Origin of the sequence: Burkholderia sp. LS-044, from assembly GCF_004803625.1 — a bacterium.
Lineage (GTDB): Bacteria > Pseudomonadota > Gammaproteobacteria > Burkholderiales > Burkholderiaceae > Burkholderia > Burkholderia cepacia.
On record NZ_SSWO01000002.1, the window covers coordinates 418,982 to 439,806 of the forward strand.

General features: G+C 66.9%; 18 protein-coding genes. 10 read left to right on the forward strand and 8 right to left on the reverse strand.

Annotation, left to right across the window (positions count from 1 at the left end):
• Nucleotides 1–168: 168 nt before the first annotated feature.
• Nucleotides 169–588 carry a DoxX family protein gene (locus E9536_RS07015; protein WP_027791849.1) on the forward strand — a complete coding sequence of 140 codons (420 nt, stop codon included), beginning with the start codon at nt 169–171 and terminating at the stop codon, nt 586–588.
• Nucleotides 589–651: 63 nt separating this feature from the next.
• Nucleotides 652–1,758 (forward strand): porin, encoded by a 1,107-nt coding sequence (locus tag E9536_RS07020; protein ID WP_059622741.1) that lies wholly within the window; start codon nt 652–654, stop codon nt 1,756–1,758.
• Nucleotides 1,759–1,844: 86 nt separating this feature from the next.
• On the opposite strand, the gene E9536_RS07025 is transcribed toward E9536_RS07020, so the two are convergent.
• The 3 genes from E9536_RS07025 to E9536_RS07035 form a co-directional block, all read right to left on the reverse strand.
• Entirely contained in the window at nt 1,845–2,387 is a 543-nt protein-coding gene (locus E9536_RS07025; RefSeq protein ID WP_136469562.1) for a cysteine hydrolase family protein, read from the reverse strand.
• 232 nt (nt 2,388–2,619) lie between these two features.
• Nucleotides 2,620–3,939 carry an MFS transporter gene (locus E9536_RS07030; RefSeq protein WP_059697395.1) on the reverse strand — a complete coding sequence of 440 codons (1,320 nt, stop codon included), beginning with the start codon at nt 3,937–3,939 and terminating at the stop codon, nt 2,620–2,622.
• Nucleotides 3,940–3,983: 44 nt separating this feature from the next.
• Nucleotides 3,984–5,168 carry a M20 aminoacylase family protein gene (locus E9536_RS07035; protein WP_124672240.1) on the reverse strand — a complete coding sequence of 395 codons (1,185 nt, stop codon included), beginning with the start codon at nt 5,166–5,168 and terminating at the stop codon, nt 3,984–3,986.
• A gap of 182 nt (nt 5,169–5,350) precedes the next feature.
• Between E9536_RS07035 and E9536_RS07040 the strand changes: the two genes are divergently transcribed.
• Entirely contained in the window at nt 5,351–6,253 is a 903-nt protein-coding gene (locus E9536_RS07040) for a LysR substrate-binding domain-containing protein (RefSeq protein WP_059697393.1), read from the forward strand.
• Between the two features lie 209 nt (nt 6,254–6,462).
• Nucleotides 6,463–6,783: a pyrimidine/purine nucleoside phosphorylase gene (locus E9536_RS07045; RefSeq protein WP_006478890.1), complete on the forward strand. Its 321-nt coding sequence runs from the start codon at nt 6,463–6,465 to the stop codon at nt 6,781–6,783.
• Nucleotides 6,784–6,867: 84 nt separating this feature from the next.
• On the opposite strand, the gene E9536_RS07050 is transcribed toward E9536_RS07045, so the two are convergent.
• From E9536_RS07050 to E9536_RS07065, 4 genes are all read right to left on the reverse strand, one after another.
• Nucleotides 6,868–7,203 (reverse strand): hypothetical protein, encoded by a 336-nt coding sequence (locus E9536_RS07050; RefSeq protein ID WP_021162025.1) that lies wholly within the window; start codon nt 7,201–7,203, stop codon nt 6,868–6,870.
• Nucleotides 7,204–7,683: 480 nt separating this feature from the next.
• Nucleotides 7,684–9,471 (reverse strand): chloride channel protein, encoded by a 1,788-nt coding sequence (locus tag E9536_RS07055; protein WP_136469563.1) that lies wholly within the window; start codon nt 9,469–9,471, stop codon nt 7,684–7,686.
• Nucleotides 9,472–9,491: 20 nt separating this feature from the next.
• Nucleotides 9,492–9,905 (reverse strand): helix-turn-helix domain-containing protein, encoded by a 414-nt coding sequence (locus tag E9536_RS07060; RefSeq protein WP_027791842.1) that lies wholly within the window; start codon nt 9,903–9,905, stop codon nt 9,492–9,494.
• Between the two features lie 132 nt (nt 9,906–10,037).
• Nucleotides 10,038–11,213: an HPP family protein gene (locus E9536_RS07065; RefSeq protein ID WP_136469564.1), complete on the reverse strand. Its 1,176-nt coding sequence runs from the start codon at nt 11,211–11,213 to the stop codon at nt 10,038–10,040.
• Nucleotides 11,214–11,577: 364 nt separating this feature from the next.
• On the opposite strand from E9536_RS07065, the gene E9536_RS07070 reads away from it, so the two are divergent.
• The 4 genes from E9536_RS07070 to E9536_RS07090 all read left to right on the forward strand — a co-directional run bounded on the left by E9536_RS07070 (nt 11,578) and on the right by E9536_RS07090 (nt 16,152).
• Nucleotides 11,578–12,546, forward strand: a complete 969-nt coding sequence (locus tag E9536_RS07070; RefSeq protein ID WP_027791840.1) for a LysR family transcriptional regulator — start codon at nt 11,578–11,580, stop codon at nt 12,544–12,546.
• Between the two features lie 101 nt (nt 12,547–12,647).
• Nucleotides 12,648–13,556, forward strand: a complete 909-nt coding sequence (locus E9536_RS07075) for a LysR substrate-binding domain-containing protein (RefSeq protein WP_027791839.1) — start codon at nt 12,648–12,650, stop codon at nt 13,554–13,556.
• 668 nt (nt 13,557–14,224) lie between these two features.
• Nucleotides 14,225–14,998: a hypothetical protein gene (locus E9536_RS07085; RefSeq protein WP_136469565.1), complete on the forward strand. Its 774-nt coding sequence runs from the start codon at nt 14,225–14,227 to the stop codon at nt 14,996–14,998.
• Between the two features lie 20 nt (nt 14,999–15,018).
• A complete protein-coding gene (locus tag E9536_RS07090) occupies nt 15,019–16,152 on the forward strand; it encodes a transporter substrate-binding domain-containing protein (protein ID WP_060206724.1) in 1,134 nt (377 codons plus the stop codon).
• A 90-nt stretch (nt 16,153–16,242) separates the two neighbouring features.
• Here the strand turns inward: E9536_RS07090 and E9536_RS07095 are convergent, their stop codons facing one another.
• Nucleotides 16,243–17,331, reverse strand: coding sequence for a hypothetical protein (locus E9536_RS07095; RefSeq protein ID WP_021162015.1), 1,089 nt, complete (start codon nt 17,329–17,331; stop codon nt 16,243–16,245).
• A gap of 550 nt (nt 17,332–17,881) precedes the next feature.
• Here E9536_RS07095 and E9536_RS07100 point away from each other — a divergent pair.
• Together E9536_RS07100 and paaK are read left to right on the forward strand one after the other, a co-directional pair.
• Nucleotides 17,882–19,438: a 3-hydroxyacyl-CoA dehydrogenase gene (locus E9536_RS07100; protein ID WP_136469566.1), complete on the forward strand. Its 1,557-nt coding sequence runs from the start codon at nt 17,882–17,884 to the stop codon at nt 19,436–19,438.
• A 58-nt stretch (nt 19,439–19,496) separates the two neighbouring features.
• Nucleotides 19,497–20,819: a phenylacetate--CoA ligase PaaK gene (paaK, locus tag E9536_RS07105; protein WP_027791834.1), complete on the forward strand. Its 1,323-nt coding sequence runs from the start codon at nt 19,497–19,499 to the stop codon at nt 20,817–20,819.
• Nucleotides 20,820–20,825 lie beyond the last annotated feature (6 nt).

Consider the following 20,825-nt stretch of genomic DNA (forward strand, 5'->3'; position numbering starts at 1 on the left):
CAGGGCGATAACTGACAAGAGGAGGAGCACAGCACATCGGGTTGTTGCCCGATGCCGGTTGTTGCAGAGCGGGACGGGCGGCGCAGGCGGCCGCCCGTCCTGGTTCATTCGCAATCCGGTGCGCCGGGCGTATTTGCGCCATGCGCATCGCTTTCGTTGATCGACACCATGACACCGAATCAACCGTTTCTCGCGTCCCAGCGCGATGTGCTGCTGCTGCTTGCCCGGATCCTGCTCGTGATCCTGTTCGTGATGTTCGGCTGGAAGAAGATCGTCGACTTCCCCGGTACCATCGCGTTCATGGGTTCGGAAGGCGCGCCCGCGCCGATCATTTCCGCCGCGATCTCCGTCGTGATGGAGCTGTTCGTCGGGGTCGCGATCCTGGTCGGCTTCCAGACGCGCGCGCTCGCGCTGCTGCTGGCGCTCTATACGATCGGCACCGGCATCATCGGCCACCACTACTGGACGATGACGGGCGGCGAGCAGATCAACAACATGATTCATTTCTACAAGAACATCGCGATCTCCGGCGGCCTGCTGGCGCTTTGCGCGGCGGGCCCCGGACGTTTCTCGATCGATCGCGGATAAACGGACCCGGGGCGCGCGCATGGGGCGCGCGCTGGAAGGTCGAGACTCCGAGGGGGCATCATTTTGCGACTCAAACATTTCGCATGGCTGATCGCGGCCGCCACACCGGCGGCCGCTTTTGCTCAGACGAGCGTGATGCTGTACGGCCGCATCGACGGCGGCATCGAATACCTGAACCACATCGCGCAGCCGAACGGCGGCAGCGCGACCCGCTGGAGTGCCGAAGGCGGCGACTGGGGCACCAGCATGTTCGGCTTGAAGGGCTTCGAGGATCTCGGCGGCGGGCTGTCGACGGTCTTCAACCTGGAGACCGCGTTCCAGGTGATGAACGGCACGACGGGCGGCGGGCGCATGTGGTCGCGGCGCGCGTATGTCGGGCTGAAGAGCGACACGTGGGGCCAGCTGCAGGCCGGCCGAAACCTGTTCATCGACAGCGACGGGGTGTGGGAATTCGACCCGTTCGTCCAGCAGGCGTTTTCGTCGGCATCGCTCGTGCGCGGTCGCAACTGGCAGCAGACCAGCAACAACATCGAATATCACAGCCCCGTGATCGGCGGCTTCGACGTGCAGGCGCAATATGCGTTCGGCAACCAGTCGCGCGGCTTCAACTATGGAGCGGCCGACGATTTCGGCCGCTCGGACGGGATCATGATCTCGTACCACTCGCCGTTGCTAGACGTACGCGGCATCTACGATGAACTGCGCGACAACAACGGCAAGTTCAGCAACATCTTCACCGCGTCGCGCGAGTATTTCGTCGGTGCGAACGTCAAGGTGTCGAAGTTCAAGATCCAGGGCGCGTATACGCACTACCAGGCGCCGGACAGCCCGGCCGGGGTGGCCGATCGCGCCGATCACTACTGGCTCGGTGCGACCTACACCGCGACGCCGCAATGGGCCGTGACGGGCGGCGGTTACTACGTGAAGGTGGGCGACGGCGGCGGCGACGCGTCGCACGATCCGTCGGGGCACGCGATGATGTACGTGCTCGGCACCACGTACAACCTGTCGAAGCGCACGTTCCTGTACGGCACGGTCGCGTATGTGCGCAACGGCGGCAACTCGAATTTCTCGCTGCTCGCGACGCCGCGCGACGCGACGTCGGGGACGAGCCCGATGACGGGCGAGTCGCAGACGGGGGCGTATGTGGGGATGATGCATACGTTCTGAGCGGCGAAGGTAGACGCCTTGCACGCAACAACGCACGGGCGGTTGCCGTCCGTGCGTTGTTGCGTTGACGGTGTGACCGGTGCCGGTCAGAACGCGCATGCCTCGGTCGTGGTGAGCGTCGCGAACGGGCCCCCAAGCGTTGCGTTGTGATGCGCGACGATCCGCTCGGCCGGCAGTTCGGGCGTATCCATGCAGGTGTGCGCATCGGTCACGAGCACCGCGCGAAAACCGAGATCGCCGGCCGCACGACACGCCGTGTCGACGCAGTACTGCGTCTTCATCCCCGCAATCACGATCTCGCCGATGCCGGCCGCATGCAGCCATGCGGCGAGCGGCGTGCCGGTGAAGCAGCTCGACTGCGTCTTGGCGAACACGGTATCGCGTGCGGCATCGATTGCGAGTTCAGGCAGCAGTGCGGTCAGCGGCGAGTCGGGCGTGATCGGCGAACCGGCGGGGCCGGTGTGTCGCACCGCGAATACCGGTGCACCGGCTTCATGCGCGCGACCGATCAACCGGTTGATGTTCGCGAGCACACGTTCGCCGTCGTACGGACGCTCGGGGCCGTGATACAGGCCGACCTGCATGTCGACGACGAGCAGGGCGCGTTTCGGGGAAGAGACTTCGGGCATGGCGTTTCTCCTGAGTGACCGATACGGACGGAGAAACGACAAGACCCCGTCCGGAACCGGCGGGGCCTGTGAGGAATCGTGGCGCTACGACCTTGCGCGCACTCGCCGCACGAGCCCGCCGAAGGCGGTCGTGCGTGTCGTGGTCGAGGAGGTGGTCGTGGTGTGGCGCATGGAGCGATCATGCCCGATACGCACGCACTGCGTCAATCGCGCATCCGGCATCGCCCGCCGGTCAGTCGAGTGCCTTCCCGGCTTTTTCGTCCATGCAGCGAATCGCGAGCAGCGTGAACGCACCGCAACCAATCGCATACCACGCCGGCGCATTCGGATTCCCGGTTGCCGCGATCAGCCACGTGACGAAAAACTGCGCGAAGCCGCCGAAGATCGCGACGCCCACGCTGTACACGAGTGCGCCGCCCGTCGCACGCACCGCACGCGGGAACAGCTCGCCGAGCATCGCCCCCGTCGCGCCGATGTTGATCGCATGCACGATCGACAGCGCGGCGATGATCGACAGCAGCGATGCGGCGCCCGGCCAGCGGTTCAGCGCGATGAACGCCGGGTAGATCGCGGCCATCAGCGCGATGCGCGTCCACCAGACGATCCGGTTGCGCCCGTAGACGTCGGACAGGTGGCCGCCGATCGGCGTCACGAGCATCAGGATCGCGCCCGCGACGCAGCCGGCCGTCATCGACAGCCAGGTCGGCAGATGCAACACCTGCACGCCGTAGATCGCCATGTAGAACACGATGATGTAGTGGATCGACGTGCCGCCGATCGTTACGCCGAGGCCCGCGAATACGGCCTTGCCGTGATGGCGCAGCACGTCGGCGAGCGGCAGCGATGCGACCGGCTCGTCGTGCGTGGCGGCGGGCGCGGCGGCCGGCACTTCCTCGACGGTGCGGCGCAGCCAGTAGCCGAGCGGCACGAACAGCGTGCCGATGATGAACGGGACGCGCCAGCCCCAGCTTTCGAGCTGCGCGGCATTGAGCGTCGACGTCAGCGCGACGCCGGTCAGCGCACCGGCGAGCGCGGCGAGTCCCTGGCTCGAGAACTGGAACGATGCGTAGAAGCCGCGACGATGCTGCGGCGCCTGTTCGAGCAGCAGCGTCGTCGACGCGCCGACTTCGCCGCCCGACGCGAACCCTTGCAGCAGGCGCGCGAGCACGAGCAGCAGCGGGGCGGCGAGGCCGATCTGCGCGAAGGTCGGCGCGACGGCGATCGTCGCGGTGCCGAGCGCCATCAGCAGCAGCGTGAGGATCATCGCCTTCTTGCGGCCGGCGCGGTCGGCATACATGCCGATCACGAGCCCGCCGAGCGGGCGCGTGACGAAGCCGACACCGAAGCTCGCGACCGCGAGCATCAATTGCCCGAACGACGAATGCACGGGAAAGAACAGCTTGCCGATCAGGATCGCGAAGAAGCTGTAGACCGTGAAGTCGTAGAACTCGAGCGCGTTGCCGACGGCGGCGGCCGCGATCAGCCGGCGTTTCTTCGCGGCGGCACGAGCATCGACCGGCGTGCCGGCGAGCGAAAGGGCGGACGTTTCCATGTGGGGTTCCCCCGGTTGGCGCGAAACGATGGGATGAAGGGCCGTCAGGCCGCGAGCCAGGCTTCGGCGATGCGAACCCAGTAGCTCGCGCCGATCGCGAGAATGTCGTCGTTGAAGTCGTAGCCGGGGTTGTGCACCATGCAGCCGCCCTTGCTGCCGATCCCGTTGCCGATGAATGCGTAGCAGCCGGGGCGCGCTTCGAGCATGAACGCGAAATCCTCGCTGCCCATCAGCGGCGCGGCGTCGGTTTCGACGCGCTCGGCGCCGAGCATCTGGCGTGCGATGTCGGCCGCGAATGCAGTCGGCTCCGCGTGATTGACGAGCACCGGGTAGCCGTAGTCGTAGTCGACTTCCGCCGTGACGCCGAAGCTCTCCGCCTGGCCTTTCGCGAGCCCTTCGATGCGGCGCGCGAGCAGTGCGCGCACGTCGGCGTTCAGTGCGCGCACCGACAGCTTCATCACGACGGTTTCGGGAATGATGTTGAAGGTCTCGCCGGCCTGCACGCTGCCGACCGTGATCACGGCCGCATGCTGCGCATCGACCTCGCGCGCGACGATCGTCTGCAGCGCGACCATGATGCTGCCCGCGGCCGACATCGGATCGCGCGCGAAATGCGGCATCGCGCCGTGGCCGCCGACACCGCGCAGCGTGATCGTCACACGGTCGGCCGATGCCATCGCGGCGCCGGTGCGGAAGGCCATGTCGCCGGCCGCGCGGCCCGGCATGTTGTGGATCGCGAAGATCGCGTCGCACGGGAAACGGTCGAACAGGCCGTCGTCCATCATCGCCTTCGCGCCGCCGAAGTTTTCCTCGGCCGGCTGGAAGATCAGGTTCAGCGTGCCGGAGAACTGGCGCGTTGCCGCGAGGTGGCGCGCCGCGCACAGCAGCATCGCGGTGTGGCCGTCGTGGCCGCACGCATGCATCTTGTTCGCATGGCGGCTCGCGTACGGCAGGCCGGTAGCCTCCGCGAGCGGCAGTGCATCCATGTCGGCACGCAGCCCGACCGTGCGTGTGCCTTGCCCTTCGCGCAGCACGCCGACCACGCCCGTCTTGCCGATGCCGCGATGCACGTCGTAACCCCAGCCGGCGAGCAGCTCGGCGACGAGGTCGCTCGTGAGCGTTTCCTCGAATGCGAGTTCGGGGTGAGCGTGGATGCGGCGGCGCACCTCGACCAGCTCGGGCGCGATCGCGGCGATACCGGGGATGACGGGGTTCACGGCTTGCAGCATGGTCTCTCCTGTGGGGCGGCTGGGGCGTTTGACGCACATATGACGAGCAAGCATATAAATTTCTTTTGCGTACCAGAAGCTGATAAATTGCTTTGGTGCTCACCACCGGTTGCCGCTCGGGAATACCCTGAGCCGGTGTGTGCCGTGCAGCACAGGGTTTCCACGGATCACGCGTCGCCGCCATGAAATACCATCAGCTGAAAGCGTTCGTCACCGTCGCGGAAGAGGGGAGCATTCGCGCGGCCGCGCGGCGCCTGAACGTGTCGCCGGCGGCACTGACGAAGGCGGTCAAGGAACTGGAGATCGCGCTCGGCGTGTCGCTCGTCGTGCGCACCGCGCGCGGCGTCCAGCTCACCGCGTTCGGCCAGCAGTTGCAGGTGCGCGCGCGGCTGATCGTCGCCGAAATGCAGCGCGCCCGCGACGACATCGAGCAGGCGCAAGGGGCGATGACGGGCTCCGTCGCGGCGGCGGTCACGCCGGCCGCCGCGGTGACGATCCTGCCCGATGCGTTTCGCGCGTTCCGGCGGCGTTTCCCGGTGGCGCGCGTCAGTATCGTCGAGGGGTTTCCGGGCGTCGCGCTGCCGCGGCTTCACGACGGCTCGCTCGATTTCGCGGTGGCCGTCGTCGTGCCCGAACTGCTGGCCGCCGAGTTCGATCACGCCGAACTGTATTCGAGCCGTTCGCTGATCGTCGCGCGCAAGGGGCATCCGCTCGCATCGGCCACGTCGCTCGCCGATCTCGTCGAAGCCGACTGGCTGATGAATCCGTCGCCCGAAAGCTCGACGCAGGTGCTGTTCAATTCGTTCGTCGCCTACGGGTTGCCGGTGCCGGCGCGCGTCGTCGAATGCCCGAGCTTCGGGCTCGCGCGCAGCCTGATGATGGGCTGCGACCTGATTGCGTCGATGCCCGAGCAGCTGCTGCAGGGCGAGTGGGCGCGCGACCAGTTCGCGGTCCTGCCGATCCGCGAGCGGTTGCCGGCCGTCTCGGTGCAGGTCATCACGCGTCGCGACAGCCCGCTGACGCCGGCAGCGGCGATGTTGCTCGATTGCCTGCGCGATTCCGCGAGGCGCAAGGGGCTGATGTGAACCTGCACCCGCGGGCAGCGACCGTCGTTGCGTCGTTATCCTGACGATCGGGCGTGCGGCGTTGCCGTCGCCCGGCGGGCACGTGGCTTGCGCAGCGGGCACGTCATTGCGGCGTCTGCCGCGCGAGCCGGTATCATAGCGGCCGGCCCGCCGCTCCGGCCGGCCTCCAACCACATCGCCATCCGGCATCCAGCAATCAGAGGCATTTCATGACCAGTGCAACCCAATTCGACAACGTATCGGTCGTCAAGCGCGCGAACGTCTATTTCGACGGCAAGTGCGTGTCGCATACCGTGCTCTTCCCGGACGGCACGCGCAAGACGCTCGGCGTGATCCTGCCGTGCGCGCTCAACTTCGGCACCGATGCGCCCGAATTGATGGAAGTGCAGGCCGGCAAGTGCCGCGTGAAGCTCGACGGCAGCAGCGAATGGCAGACCTACGGCGCCGGCGAATCGTTCTCGGTGCCGGGCAAGAGCCGTTTCGACATCGAAGTGCTCGAGACGCTCGATTACGTCTGCAGCTACCTGTAAGACGCGCGCAGCAAAAGAAAAGCCCCGCCGAAGCGGGGCTCGTCACAAGCGGATGGCGCAAGGCCATCCGGAGCGCCTGTTCTCTTACAGGCAGGCGTTGATGTCGCCGGCCGACGATGCGTCGCCGCCGCGGAAGCCAACCCACGTCTTTGCATTCGCGGCGTTGGCCGGGCGCACGACAGCCGCGGCGCCGTTCGGCGGCTGCTGGCCCGGCGCATACACGGCCATGGCGAGGCCGTTCGCGAGTTCATACTGCGACGTCACTTGTTGCTGCGACTTGTCGGCCCAGGTCTTGGCGATGCATTGCGCGACCTGATCGGCGGGTTTCTGGCTTTGTCCCACGTTTTGGAGGGCAGAATCGGCTGCATGAGCAGAAAATGCCACGGTCAATGCGATGAGCGGTAAGTATTTCGCGTTCACGTTATCTCCCTCGAGTCGTGATTGATTGAGTGGGATGCGCAGCAGGACTGCGTGCAAGTGAGATCGCATCGAACAAGCACGGTTCCGGCTATTCCGAAACAAGTTGTTAACGCGCTTGCCAAATGGCGACTCCGATGCTGTGCACTTTGCTGCGGCACGGCATGCATCGTGTGCGGTTCGACGTCATGCGCGGCGTGGTCGGCGCGCTGCCCGGTCGTGTGGTGAAGTGATGGTCGCGGCGAGCGGCATGCATGTGCATGCCGTGCCGCAACTCTTTATTTGATCGCGCAGTGGAATGGCTGATTGATGGCCCCGTCGCATGGGCACCATGATGACAAACTTTCGGCCGTCGAATTGTTAACCAACTTTAAACAGGGGGCGCGACGGAGTGCGAGGCGGCACGCGACGGGCGTGACGCGTCGTGCGCAGAGGTGACGCGAGCGGGTCGTGCGCGGCGAGGTTGCCGCGCGGCACGGTGGGTCAGCCGGCCTTGCGCGTGCCGATGTCGCGCAGGTTGGCCGGGACGATCGGGCGGAAGCGCTCGCGTTTCTGTTCGTCGTCGAAGTGCTGCAACGCGGGCTTGATGAGGTCGCTGCGCGACACGATGCCCGTGATGCGCATCGATTGCTCGTCGGCGACGACGGGCAGGCGCTCGAGCCCGAGCATCGCGAGTCGCGATGCGACGACGCGGCACGATTCGTGCGCTTGGGCAACCGCCGGCGCACGATTGGCGAACGCGCGCGCGATCGGCGTGTCGGCTGCAGCCTGTGCGCGCTGCGCATCGAGCGTCGCGCGATCGACGAGACCGAGCAGGCGGCCGTTCTGCACGACCGGGTACGCGCGGTGCGTCTGCTTCGCGCCGAAGTACTGTGACTCGACGGCATCGAGCGTCGCCGCGCCGTCGATCGCGACGAGCAGGTCGGCGGACGTCATCACTTCGCCGATGTCGTGCCGCTCGAGCGGATCGACGCCGTATTCGCGATAGATGTGATAGCCGCGGCGTGCGATCTTTTCCGTCATGATCGAGCGTTTCATCACGATGGTTGCGAAGCCGTGCGCGACGAGCGTCGCCGCGAGCAGCGGCAGCAACGCGTTCGCGTCATGCGTGAGGCCGAACGCGAACACGATCGCAGTGAGCGGGGCGCCGAGCGTTGCGCCGAGGGTCGCGGCCATGCACACGAGCGGCCACAGTGTCGGGTCGCCGCCCGGCAGCATCGGCGACAGCACGGTGCCGAGGCCGGCGCCGAGCATCAGCAGCGGAGCGAGTACGCCACCCGACGTGCCCGAGCCGAGCGCGATCACCCACGTCACGGCTTTCACGATCAGCAGCGCGAGCGCGATCTTCAAGGCGATGTGCTGGTGCAGCAGGTCGCCGATCACGTCGTAGCCGACGCCGAGCGCGCGCGGCTCGAGCCAGCCGCCGATGCCGATCACGATCGCGCCGAGCGCGGGCCACCACATCCAGTGCACCGGCAGCTTCGCGAAGGTGTCCTCGACGCGGTACAGCGCGGCCGACAGCCCGCATGCGAGCAAGCCCGACAGCAGGCCCGCGACGATGCACGACAGCAGCGCGACGGGCGTCGGCGCGGCCGTCGTCAGCGGAAACAGCGGATCGACGCCGAAGAACATGGCCCGGGCGAAACCCGCCACCGCGCATGCCAGTGCGACCGGCAGGAAACTGCGCGGACGCCATTCGAACAGCAGCAGTTCGACCGCGAGCAGCACGGCGGCGACCGGCGTGCCGAACACGGCCGTCATGCCGGCGGCCGCGCCGGCGACGAGCAGCGTCTTGCGCTCGGCGGCAGTGACGTGCACGCACTGCGCGATCAGCGAACCGAGCGCGCCGCCCGTCATGATGATCGGGCCTTCGGCGCCGAACGGGCCGCCGCTGCCGATCACGACGCCGGACGACAGCGGCTTGAGGATCGCGACCTTCGGCGACATGCGGCTCTTGCCGAACAGGATCGCCTCGATCGCTTCCGGAATGCCGTGGCCGCGGATTTTTTCCGAACCGAAGCGCGCCATCAACCCCACGATCAGCCCGCCGATCACCGGCACCACGATCACCCACGCGCCCAGCGTGTTGTTCGCGGGCGAGCGGTCGACGAACGAGAACTGCTGGAAGAAGAACAGGTTCGTGAACAGATGGATCAGGCTCAACAGCACGAACGCGGCAAGCGTGCCGAGCAGGCCGATCCCGGCGGCAAGCAACGCGATCCTGGGCAGGCGTTCGTTGGTCGAGAAATCGCGTTTGTGTGGTGCGTTCATCGGCGTGGAAAAAGCATGGGTCAGTAATCGATCTGCGGAACCTGGAACGCGTCCTTGAGCGACTTCAGCTCGGCGCGATGCATGGCCGCGAGGCGGGCGAGCAGCGTCTCGCCGGCCGGCTCGAGGTGAACCTCGACCTGCCGGCGATCCGCTTCGCTCGTCTTGCGCTTCACGAGGCCGAGCGCTTCGCAGCGCGTGACCAGCGCGACGACTCCGTGATGCTGCGCCTGCAGGCGTTCCGCGAGTTCGCCGATGGTCGCCCATTCGCGATGCGGGTAGCCCTTGATGTGCAGCAACAGCAGGTATTGCAGCGGCGTCACGCCCTCACTTTGCGCGGCGCGCTCGGAGAAGCGCTCGAAGCGGCGCATCTGGTAGCGGAACTCGGACAGTTGCTGGAAATCGCTTTTCGTCAGCGCGCGTCGGGTATCGTTCATCGGGGGCGGTCGATCAGTCGGTTACGGTAGCGTGAAATATATCACAACATGATATAAGTGGCCGAATTCGCGCGAATAGGGTGCACGCCTCGTAGCACCGGCCGCTACATGGCGTTACGAGCGCGGCATACGTCAGGCAGCCTCGAGCATTTGCGTCTGCCGATAAAGGCCCGTGACGAGATCCGTCTGGGTAATGATCCCGACGAGCCGGTGCGATTCATCGACGACCGGAATGTGGTGGTGGCCCGAATGCGTCAACAGCGGGACGAGCGCGGTGATCGGCATCGTTTCCGGCACGCACGCGACGTCGCGCGTCATCACGGAGGCGACGCTCGCCGGCTGGCCGCCGAACGATTGCGGCAGCCGCGCGGACAGGCGTTGCCACCACGGGGTCGGGCGGCGCAGCGGGCGCGTGAGGTCGGCGCGCGTGACGATGCCGGTCAGGCGGCCTTCGCCGTCGACGACGGGCAGCGCCTTCACGCGATGGCGGTCGAGCAGCGTGAGCGCGGCCATTACCGATGTCGACGGCGCGACTTCGATCGCATCCTTCGTCATCAGGTCGGCGCACGAGAGCTGGCCGAACGTGCGTGTGTAGGCCTGCATCTCGGTTTCGCGCAGCAGCGCTTCCAGGTCGTCCGGATCGACGTCGAGCCATTCGCTGCGGCGCTTGAGCACCGCGTCGAGGTCGCCGCGTGTGAAGCGGCCGCGCGCCGGTGCGGCGCCGCCCGCCTGCGGTTTCGCTTCGGGGCGCACGCCGCCGTGCGGGTAGCGGTGCCCGGTCAGCGTGTGATAGGCGAGTGCGGCGGACAGCAGGATGGCCGATTGCAGCGCGATCGGCTCCAGCACGAAGCTGAACCCGAGCGAATGGATCGCGGGGCCGCCGACCACGGCCGTGAGTGCGACGGCGCCCGACGGCGGGTGCACGCAGCGCAGCGCGAACATGCCGCCGATCGCGCACGCGATCGCGACCGCGGCGGCCGTGATCGGATCGGCGATCCATTGTGCGCAGGCGACACCGACCGTCGCCGCGACCAGATTGCCGCCGATGATCGACCACGGCTGCGCGAGCGGACTCGCCGGCACCGCGAACAGCAGCACGGCCGACGCGCCCATCGGCGCGACGAGCAGCGGCACGAGGCCCGGTACGCCAGACAGCACGCGCATGGTCACGCCGACGGTCGCGATGCCGACGAGCGCGCCCGTGCACGAACGCAGGCGCTCGCGCCAGCCCAGCGACATCGGCTGGGGAATGAAGCTGTGCAGCCATTGCCGCAACGTGCGGCGCGACGAAGGGGAGCCTGACGACATGGACGGTAAGCGGTAAAGATGACAGCGCGGGCCCGCGCAGCGACGAGCCGCGAATTATATCGTGTTGTGATATAAATTGTCGCGCCGCATCAAGGCGGTGCATGTGCGCGACACGCATGTCTTGCAAAAACCTTTCATCCGATGAAAGTTTATGGTCGTGGCAATAGCGCAAATTTGTCTGTAGCGGCGTACAATTCGGGCCACTGAATCCCCCCTTCATGCCAGAACCACGTACGCGATGCCCGCTCTCCCGCCTTTCTCCCGGCACGGTGATCGATTCGACGTGGTTCGCGGCTGCGTTCCGTTCCCCACCTGACGCGAGCGCTGCCGACGCCTCCCCACTGACTCTCCCCAAGCTAATTCAATGGACATGCTCGAAAACATGCGCCTGTTCGTGCGCGTTGTCGAAGCCGGCAGTTTTACTGCGGTCGCGAAGGAAATCGACGCGACCACCGCGCAGGTGTCGCGCGCGGTTTCGAACCTCGAAGCGCACGTACAGACGCGCCTGCTGCATCGCACGACGCGCCACCTCGGCCTCACCGAAAGCGGCGAACGCTATTTCGAGCGCGCGAAATCGATCCTCGCGGAAATCGACTACGCGAACGCGGAGGCGCGCAACGCACTGCTGCGGCCGAGCGGCAAGATGCGCATTCACGCGATGACGGGGCTCGGGCAGAGTCATGTCGTGTCGTCGATCGTCCGCTACCAGGAGGACAACCCCGACGTGTCGGTCGAGCTGACGCTCGCGCAGCGGATGCCGAATCTCGTCGAGGAGGGCTATGACGTATCGATCGTGACGGCGTCGCAACTGCCCGATTCGGGCTACGTCGCGCAGACCTGCGGCACGAGCTGCAGCGTGCTCGTCGCGTCGCGCGAATACCTGGCGCGCCACGGCACGCCACAGACGCCCGACGAATTGCCGAACCACGTTTGCCTGCGCCTCGACACGCCCGCATCGCCGGCCGGCGAATGGCGGCTCGAGCGCAGCGATGGCGAGGAGGCCATCTACGAGCTGCAGCCCGCGCCGTTTCAGGTCAACGTGCCGGACGCGCTGTGTGTCGCGGTGCGCGCCGGGCGCGGGATCGCGTGCGTCGCGCTGTATACGGTGCTCGACGACATCCGCGAAGGGCGGCTGATCCGCGTGCTGCCCGAGTATCGGCTGCAGACGGTGAGCGTGTATGCCGTCTACGCGACGCGTCGTTATCTCGATGCGAAGATCCGCACGTTCCTCGACCACCTGCGCACGACGCTCACGCCCGCGCTGGAGGACGACCTGCGCGAACTCGACCGGCTGACCACCGAACAGTCGCCCGGCGGCCGCAAGCGCGCTTGACGTCCTGCGCGGCCTGGGCCGCGCATCGGGTGCAATCGAGTATGGAAATCGTATCGATATCGGTCTAACATCCAGAGACTATCGATCGATTCAAGAATTGCATGATTGAACTGCACCAGCTTCGCTGCTTCGTCGCGGTCGCCGAGGAACTGCATTTCGGTCGCGCGGCCCGGCGGCTCTTCATGACCCAGCCGCCGCTCAGCCGGCAGATCCAGCTGCTCGAGCATGCGCTCGGCATCGCGCTGCTCGAACGCAGCAGCCGGCAGGTCAGCCTGACCGCGGCCGGCGAGCGGTTCCTGCGCGACGCGCGGCACATTCTCGAATTCTCCGCACGGGCCGAGCAGGCCGCGCAGCGAGTCGCGCATGGCGGCGCCGGCCGCATCACGCTCGGCTTCACGGCGGTCAGCGCGTACCGGATGATCCCGATGCTGCTGGCGCATGCCGCGCACGCGCTGCCGGACGTCGACGTCGAATTGCGAGAGATGGTGTCGACCGTGCAGATCGACGCGCTGGCGTCACGGATGCTCGACGCGGGCTTCGTGCGCCAGCGGGCCGCCCGCCAGCCGCTCGAATACCGGCTCGTGCAGCGCGAACCGATGCTGGTCGCGGTCGCTGAGGGGGCGCCGCTCGCCGCGTGCGAGCGCATCGGCCCCGACGATCTCGACCGGCAGCCGTTCATCGCGTATTCGCCGAACGAGGGGAAATACTTCCACGACCTGATCTCGGGCCTATTCGCGAACGCGGGGCGGCTGCCGAACTACCTGCATTACGTCGGGCAGACGCATACGATCCTGGGCCTCGTGCGCGCGGGCCTGGGCGCCGCACTCGTGCCGGCGTCGGCGCGCGAACTGCATGTCGACGGCGTGGTGTTCCGGCCGCTGGCGGGTACCGACGTGGCGGCCGAGCTGTATCTCGCATGGCGCACGGACAACGACAATCCTGCGTTGCCGGTGTTCAACGCGATGGTCGAGCGGTTTCTCGCGCAGGAGCAGGGCGGCGCGGTGACGTGATGTGCCGGGAAATCCGCCCGGGCGATGTGACAAGCTTTCAGTCCGGAAGGAGGTGCATGCGATGACAAGCAATCCTGACCGAGCACGACGGGTCGCAGTCCTGCGAATCCTTACCGTACTGAAAGCCGTTTCGCTGCCGGTGTTCCAGCGGAGGAACGCAGCGCTTCGCTGCACTGCGACAACTGCTTGACGCTGCATGCCGGTCGGCGCAGGATACGTCCGTGCATTTGGAGCGGGACGCGCCGGCCGCGCGGTTCCTGCACCCGCGATACGCAGAAGAACAACGATGAGCCTTTACGCACTCGTACCGGAATACCGGCCCCGCGTCTGTCGGCCCGCCGGAACCACGCTTCTCCCGACGCCCGCCGCGTCACGTATCCGTCATCCCGTTTCGTACCGTGCCTCGGTACGCTTTCCCGTTCGCGCGCGAGCCGCGACGATGAACGGCGCCCGTCCGGCGCGCCGTATCGCGGCACCGTCCGCCATCCTTCATTACCGCATCCTGAACGGCGCCTACACCGGCGTCTCGTGACGCCCGTCGCGCCCGTCCTTGTATTGCGCCGCCGGCTTTGCCTGGCTGCCCGGCGGCACCGAAGTCCGAAGCATTTCGATTGAGCTTGAAAGAGCACACGCAAGCAGTTCGGTTCGAGGTTCAAGGAGAAAAACTCATGTCGCAGCTTTCGAATGAAGAAGCAAACGGCAGTTCGGGGAGTGGCAAGGTCAAGCTGGTCAAGTGGGCGATCATCATCGCCGGCGTCGCGATCGCGGCACCGGCCGCGCTGTTCATCCTGAAGGGAGTGATCGCGCTGGTCACGGCGGGCGTGATCGGTCTCGGCGCGATCTACTTGGCGCCGGTCGTCGCGATGAAGTTCGCGAACCAGAAGGTGAAGATGATCGTCGAGGAGGCGCAGGCGAATCCAATCGAGACGCTGATCAACCAGCTCGCGGAAAAGCGCCAGGCGGCACAGAAATTCGCGGACAGCATCACCGCGTTCCGTACCGAGGTGAAGAACTTCGAGAACAAGACGGAACTGTTCGAGAAGCAGTATCCGGACGACGCGCCGCGCTTCAGGCAGCAGCTCGACACGATGAAGCAACTGCTCTCGTTCCGCGAGGGGCGCTACAAGCAGGTGCAGGCCGAGCTGAAGAACTTCGCGTCGGCGATCGACCGCGCGAAGGCGATGTGGGACATGTCGCAGGCGGCGCAGCAGATGAACAAGCTCGCGGGCCGGCAGGCGTCCGACACGTTCGAGCAGATCAAGACCGACGTGGCCGTCGATTCGGTGATGCGCTCGGTCAACAAGGCATTCTCCGAAATGGAGACGTCGCTGATGGATAACCCCGAGGTCAAGCAGGCGCAGCAGCAGGCGGTGGTGAACGCCCCGCACACGCCCGGGCTCGATGCGGCGAACCCCGCGCAACTGCCGTCGAAACAACAATAACTTCCTGCAGGCACGCAACCATGAAAAAACTGCTTGGCGCCATCGCGTTTCTGGTAGTGCTCGTCGGCGTATGGATCGTTCATCAGGGCGGCCTGTCGACGCTGATTCCCGCGCATGACGCGGCCCCGGCCTCGACATCCGCGCAAAACGGCGACAGCGGCCAGTCGGCGCAGACGCCGCCGTCGGCCAGCGTGCTGCCGGCCGGCTTCACGCCGCAGGCCAGCACGCTGAAATCGATCGCGGAAAACGGCATCGTGCGGATCTCGGTGCAGAACCCGAGCGAACCGTTCTTCGGCGAGGACAAGGGCTCGCCGCACGGCTTCAACGTCGAGTTCGCGCGGCTGCTGTTCGCGGACCCGTCGTTCTCGCACGGGGGCAAGCCGGTCGTCGTCGATACCCGCCACGAGGTCGACACGTACCCCGGCGTGCCGAAACAACTGCTCGATACCGACGCGAAGGGGAACCACGTGGTCGACGTGGCGATGGACGGGCTGACGTTCCCGGACAACACGCCGGCAGGCGTCGTCTATTCGGTGCCGTACGTCGACGATTTCGGCTATTCGCTGATCGTGCGGCAAGGCTCCGCCATCCGCTCGACCGACGATCTCACGGGCAAGACGGTCGGCATCCTGAAGGGCGACCCGGACGTGCGTGCGTTCGTCACGCGCCAGTATCCGAACGTGAAGTTCGTCGAAGTCGACGATTCCGATCCGGCATTCATCGCGAAGAGCATCGACGGCCATACGGTCGATGCGTTCATCTACGACTATCCGTTCGCGGTCAGCTCGATCAAGGGCACCGACCTGAAATTCGCGGTGACCAAGCTCGACGGCTCGAACATCGCGTACAAGATCGGCGTGCGCGCGGATGACCAGGATCTGCTGATCTACCTGAACGCCGCGATCGCGAAGCTCAAGCAGTCGCCGCAGTATCTCGAGCTGCTGCGCAAGTACTTCGTCAGCGACCAGGCGGTGACGACCGCGGCCGCGTCGGGCGAACACACGTACGTGGTGAAGGCGGGCGACACGCTGAACATGATCGCGGCGAGCAAGCTCGGCAGCGGCCAGCGCTATCGCGAGATTCAACGCCGCAACAACCTCGCGAACCCGAACCTGATCCTGGCGGGCCAGCATCTCGTGATTCCGGTGCGCTGACGGCGGCGTGAAGTGAACGAAAAGGAAGGGACGTGAAGGACGGCGCGCGGCCCGGCGGAGGTGATTCGCCGGGCCGCGCGCAGGTGGGCGTCAGTGGGTGATCGACAGGAACAGGTAGGCGGCGAACAGCGACAGGTGCACGACGCCGTGCAGCACCGTCGTGCGGCCCTGGCTGAGCGTCAGCGTGCTGACGAGCAGCGTCAGTGCCAGCAGCACGGTTTCCATCGGGCCGATGCCGAGCGTGAGCGGCTGGCCGACCCAGATGAACACGGCCGCGACGGTCGGGATCGTGAGCCCGATACTCGCGAGCGCCGACCCGAGCGCAAGGTTCATGCTGGTCTGCAGGCGATTCGCGCGTGCGGCGGTGACGGCCGCGAGCCCTTCCGGCAGCAGCACGAGCGCGGCGATCACGATACCGACCGCGGCTTCGGGCGCACCGAGCCGCAATACGGCATGCTCGACGGCCGGCGACAGCAGCTTCGCGAGCAGCACGACCGCGACGAGGCTCGCGAACAGCAGCAGCAGGCTGATCAGCGCGGTGCGGCTGCTCGGCGGCGCCGCGTGCACCGATTCGTTCGCGCTGTCGTGCGCGGTGAGGAAGTAGTCGCGGTGACGCACGGTCTGCACGAACACGAATGCACCGTACAGCACGAGCGACGACACGCCGGCGAACGCGAGCTGCGATTTCGAAAAGAACGGGCCCGGTGCGGCGTTCAGGTAGTTCGGCATCACGAGCGACAGCACGGACAGGGAAGCCAGCACCGCGAGCGCCTTGCTCGCGCCGCGCCCCTGGAAGTCCTGCTCGCCGTGCTTCCATGCGCCGACCAGCAGGCAGATGCCGACGATACCGTTGCAGATGATCATCACGGCGGCGAACACGGTGTCGCGTGCGAGGCCCGATTTCTCGGGGCCGGCGCCGAGCATCACCGACACGATCAGCGCGACTTCGATGACGGTCACGGCGACTGCGAGCACGAGCGTGCCGAACGGCTCGCCGACCCGATGGGCGACGACTTCGGCGTGGTGGACGGCGGCGAACACGGCGCCGGCGAGTGCGGCGGCGAACACCGCGATGACGAGGCCTTCGGCCGGCACGACGCGCGACAGCGCGAGGACCAGCCATGCGGCAAGCGGGGCCACGAGGGTCCAGCGCGGGAGCTGGTTGGACGAGAGCGGCATGGAGGGTTTCCTTATGCGAGTGGCGGCGCGCGACGCGCCGTCACGGGTTGACGAAGCCCGGCCGTACTATCCGCCGAACGAGGATGATGAAACCGGAAGATGGCAGCACGCAACGGTGCTGCCCTGGGTTCGCCGCCGCGAGGCAGCGAGGGGCGCGGGCGGGCCGGAGCCCGTCGCGGGATGAAACGATTCGATGCGCCCGCCGCAAACCGCGAGGCGGGCGCGTGAGACGACACGCGTGCCGGAGGCTCGGTTCCGACCCCGGAAGGGCGGCCGGCAATGGACGGCAGTGGCGGCGTGACACGCGGTTTCCCCCTGAAATCCGGTGGTTTGCCGGATTTTATCAGGCGTTCGGGGGTCGCTATCTCATATTCGAACGCTTTCATTGACCTTTCGGTTTGCAAAAAGTGCCCCGAACGTTCGAATTTTTTGTCTTTGCAGTTTCCGTAACGGTCTCTTGCACGACAAATTCGGGCACGCCCTGACATAAATCTACCGACCGGTCGGTTTATAATCGCTCGCACTTCCACTTCATGACGGATCGCAAGCGATGGCTGTTTCTTCTGCACATTCGGTGAACCCGGGCGCGCTGGCGCCGTCGGCCGTCGTCGGCGTGATCGGTGCCGGCGCGATGGGCGCGGGCATTGCGCAGGTCGCGGCGGCGGCCGGCCATACGGTGCTGCTGTACGACCTGAACGAAGCCGCTTGCGACAAGGCGCTGGCCGGCATCCGCTCGCAGTTCGCGCGGCTCGCGGAGAAGGGCCGGCTCGAACCGGCACAGGCTGATGCGGCAGGCAGCCGGCTCCGCGCGGTGCGTGCGCTGGCCGATTTCGCAGGTGCCGCGCTGATCGTCGAGGCGGCCGCCGAGCGGCTCGACGTGAAGCGCGAGATCTTCGCGACGCTCGAGCGCCATGTCAACGACGCGTGCCTGCTGGCGACCAACACGTCGTCGATCTCGATCACGTCGATCGCGGCCGGGCTGCGCGCGCCGCAGCGCGTCGCCGGCCTGCATTTCTTCAACCCGGCGCCGCTGATGGCGCTCGTCGAGGTGGTCAGCGGGCTCGCGACCGCGCCCGAAGTCGCACAGGTGCTGGTTGCGACCGCCGCCGCGTGGGGCAAGCAGCCCGTGATGGCCAAATCGACGCCGGGCTTCATCGTGAACCGCGTCGCGCGGCCGTATTACGCGGAGGCGCTGCGCGTGCTGAACGAACAGGGTGGTGCGCCGGCGTCGATCGACGCGGTGATGCGCGAGGCCGGTGGCTTCCGGATGGGGCCGTTCGAGCTGATGGACCTGATCGGTCACGACGTGAACTTCGCGGTGACCGAATCGGTGTTCCGCGCGTACTTCAACGACCCGCGCTACACGCCGTCGCTGATCCAGCAGGAACTCGTGAACGCGGGTTTCCTCGGGCGCAAGTCGGGGCGCGGTTTCTACTCGTATGCGGATGGCGCGACGCCGCCCGCGCCCGATCTCGAAGCCCCGAGCGTCGCGCCGGCCGACGTCGCGCTGTTTGCTCAGGACGGCCCGGCCGCCGCGCTGCATACGCGCTTCACCGAACGCATCGCGGGCGCCCGGCAGGCCGGCACGCATGCCGACGACCTGCTCGCGACGGCCGGCCGCGCGTCGATCGCGCTGACCGACGGCCGCACCGCGACCGCGCGCGCCGCGCAGACGGGCGTGGCCGATCTCGTGCTGGTCGACCTCGCGCGCGATTACACGCAGGCCGGGCTCGTCGCGCTGACGCGTGCGCTCCAGTGCAGCGACGCGGCCTATGCGGACGCGGTCGGCCTGTTCCAGCAGGCGGGTTTTCGCGTCGTCGGCATCGCGGACGTGCCGGGCATGGTCGCGATGCGCACCGTCGCGATGCTCGCGAACGAGGCGGCCGACACGGTGAACCAGGGCGTGTGCTCGCCCGCCGATCTCGATCTCGCGATGGAGAAGGGCGTGAACTACCCGTGCGGCCCGCTCGCGTGGGCCGATGCGATCGGCATCGGCCGCGTGTTTCGCGTGCTGTCGAACCTCGCGGCGAGCTACGGCGAGGACCGCTATCGCGTGTCGCCGCGCATCGCCGCACTGAATGCGGCCGGCCGCACGTTCCGGTCGTAACGCCGGCTTCGTCACCTCGAACACGATAACGACATCACTCCATTGGAGGAGCACCCCGATGACCCACCCGACGCATCCCGCCGCCGCCCTCGAGCCGATCGAGACCGCCAGCCGCGACGAACTGCAGGCACTGCAGCTCGAGCGCATGAAGTGGTCGCTGCGCCACGCGTACGACAACGTCCCGCACTATCGCCGCACGTTCGATGCGGCCGGCGTGCACCCGGACGACCTGAAGTCGCTCGCCGATCTCGCGAAGTTTCCGTTCTCGACCAAGAACGATTTGCGCGACAACTATCCGTTCGGGCTGTTCGCGGTGCCGCGCGAGCAGGTCGTGCGCGTGCACGCGTCGAGCGGCACGACGGGCAAGCCGACGGTGGTCGGCTACACCGCGCGCGACATCGATACCTGGGCGAACGTGACCGCACGCTCGATCCGCGCGGCCGGCGGCCGCCCGGGCGACACGCTGCACAACGCGTTCGGCTATGGCCTCTTCACGGGCGGCCTCGGGATTCACTATGGTGCGGAACGGCTCGGCTGCATGGTCGTGCCGATGTCGGGCGGGCAGACCGAGAAGCAGGTGCAACTGATCCGCGATTTCGAGCCGAAGATCATCCTCGTCACGCCGTCGTACATGCTGAACCTGATCGACGAAATGGTGCGGCAGGGGATGGACCCGGCCGAGTCGTCGCTGAAGATCGGCATCTTCGGCGCCGAGCCGTGGACGCAGGCGCTGCGCGAGGAAGTGGAGACGCGCGTGGGCATCGACGCGCTGGACATCTACGGGCTGTCGGAAGTGATGGGCCCGGGCGTCGCGTGCGAATGCGTCGAGACGAAGGACGGCCCGGTAATCTGGGAAGACCATTTCTATCCGGAGATCATCGATCCCGTCACGGGCGAAGTGCTGCCCGACGGCAGCCAGGGCGAGCTCGTGTTCACGTCGCTGACGAAGGAAGCGATGCCGGTGATCCGCTACCGCACGCGCGACCTCACCGCGCTGCTGCCGCCGACCGCGCGCGCGATGCGCCGTCTCGCGAAGATCACCGGCCGCTCCGACGACATGCTGATCGTGCGCGGCGTGAACGTGTTCCCGAGCCAGATCGAGGAGATCGTCGTCGCGCTGCCGCAGCTGTCGGGCCAGTTCCAGATCACGCTGTCGCGCGACGGTCACATGGACCGGCTCGACCTCGCGGTCGAACTGCGCTCCGAAGCGGCCGCGTCCGTCACCGAAAGCGATCGCGCGGCGCTCGCGCGCGAGCTGCAGCACCGGATCAAGACGATGGTCGGCGTGTCGTCCGGCGTGACGGTGCTGGCGGCGGGCGGCATTCCCGCGACCGCGACCGGCAAGGCCCGGCGCGTGATCGACCGCCGCCAGGCCGCGTAATTCCGA

Excerpts from the sequence above, each read along its gene's own strand:
- E9536_RS07060 (WP_027791842.1), bottom strand. The coding sequence starts at position 9,905 with ATGAACGATACCCGACGCGCGCTGACGAAAAGCGATTTCCAGCAACTG.
- E9536_RS07095 (WP_021162015.1), bottom strand. The coding sequence starts at position 17,331 with ATGCCGCTCTCGTCCAACCAGCTCCCGCGCTGGACCCTCGTGGCCCCG.
- E9536_RS07085 (WP_136469565.1), top strand. The coding sequence starts at position 14,225 with ATGTCGCAGCTTTCGAATGAAGAAGCAAACGGCAGTTCGGGGAGTGGC.
- E9536_RS07065 (WP_136469564.1), bottom strand. The coding sequence starts at position 11,213 with ATGTCGTCAGGCTCCCCTTCGTCGCGCCGCACGTTGCGGCAATGGCTG.
- E9536_RS07025 (WP_136469562.1), bottom strand. The coding sequence starts at position 2,387 with ATGCCCGAAGTCTCTTCCCCGAAACGCGCCCTGCTCGTCGTCGACATG.
- E9536_RS07055 (WP_136469563.1), bottom strand. The coding sequence starts at position 9,471 with ATGAACGCACCACACAAACGCGATTTCTCGACCAACGAACGCCTGCCC.
- E9536_RS07045 (WP_006478890.1), top strand. The coding sequence starts at position 6,463 with ATGACCAGTGCAACCCAATTCGACAACGTATCGGTCGTCAAGCGCGCG.
- E9536_RS07040 (WP_059697393.1), top strand. The coding sequence starts at position 5,351 with ATGAAATACCATCAGCTGAAAGCGTTCGTCACCGTCGCGGAAGAGGGG.
- E9536_RS07100 (WP_136469566.1), top strand. The coding sequence starts at position 17,882 with ATGGCTGTTTCTTCTGCACATTCGGTGAACCCGGGCGCGCTGGCGCCG.
- paaK (WP_027791834.1), top strand. The coding sequence starts at position 19,497 with ATGACCCACCCGACGCATCCCGCCGCCGCCCTCGAGCCGATCGAGACC.
- E9536_RS07090 (WP_060206724.1), top strand. The coding sequence starts at position 15,019 with ATGAAAAAACTGCTTGGCGCCATCGCGTTTCTGGTAGTGCTCGTCGGC.
- E9536_RS07075 (WP_027791839.1), top strand. The coding sequence starts at position 12,648 with ATGATTGAACTGCACCAGCTTCGCTGCTTCGTCGCGGTCGCCGAGGAA.
- E9536_RS07015 (WP_027791849.1), top strand. The coding sequence starts at position 169 with ATGACACCGAATCAACCGTTTCTCGCGTCCCAGCGCGATGTGCTGCTG.
- E9536_RS07035 (WP_124672240.1), bottom strand. The coding sequence starts at position 5,168 with ATGCTGCAAGCCGTGAACCCCGTCATCCCCGGTATCGCCGCGATCGCG.
- E9536_RS07070 (WP_027791840.1), top strand. The coding sequence starts at position 11,578 with ATGGACATGCTCGAAAACATGCGCCTGTTCGTGCGCGTTGTCGAAGCC.
- E9536_RS07030 (WP_059697395.1), bottom strand. The coding sequence starts at position 3,939 with ATGGAAACGTCCGCCCTTTCGCTCGCCGGCACGCCGGTCGATGCTCGT.